Origin of the sequence: Xanthobacter autotrophicus, from assembly GCF_030015065.1 — a bacterium.
GTDB classification, from domain to species: Bacteria; Pseudomonadota; Alphaproteobacteria; order Rhizobiales; family Xanthobacteraceae; genus Xanthobacter; species Xanthobacter autotrophicus_D.
In genome coordinates, this window is sequence record NZ_JAIVFN010000492.1 from 1 (window position 1) to 414 (window position 414).

Annotated in this window: 1 protein-coding gene; it reads left to right on the forward strand. The window is 66.2% G+C overall.

Going from position 1 to position 414, the window contains the following annotated elements; genetic code table 11:
• Positions 1 to 237: 237 nt before the first annotated feature.
• A partial coding sequence (locus tag K9U40_RS24955) for a Tar ligand binding domain-containing protein (RefSeq protein ID WP_432715947.1) occupies positions 238 to 414 on the forward strand: 177 nt, incomplete at its 3' end.

A 414-nucleotide genomic window follows, 5' to 3' on the forward strand; every position in this document is an offset into this window, starting at 1 on the left:
TGCCGATCCAGCCCGCCTGACGGCAGCGGGCCTGCGGCGTGGGCCGTGCCCCACCAACGCGACAGTGGTTACGCCCGTGTTGCGCGATGATCAACCCGGCAGGAAAAGCCACCCCGTGGTTTCCCTGCCGGCTGCCTGGGTGCGCCGCCCTATAGTGGCGCCCCGGCGGCCCACGAGGCTGCTTCGGGATGGGCGCAGTTATTGCATGTGCCCGTGTAACTGTTTGTAGAGGACACCATGAATACCCTGGGACGCCTGTCGATACGCGCGCGCCTGTATTTCGGCACGATCTTTTCCCTGGTACTGCTCGTCATCATCGGGGGCCTGGGGTACCTGGCCCTCGACCGCACGCGCGACACGCTCCAGGAACTCTTCGCGCAGCGCGTGCAGACGCTCACGGACATGGCCGATCTG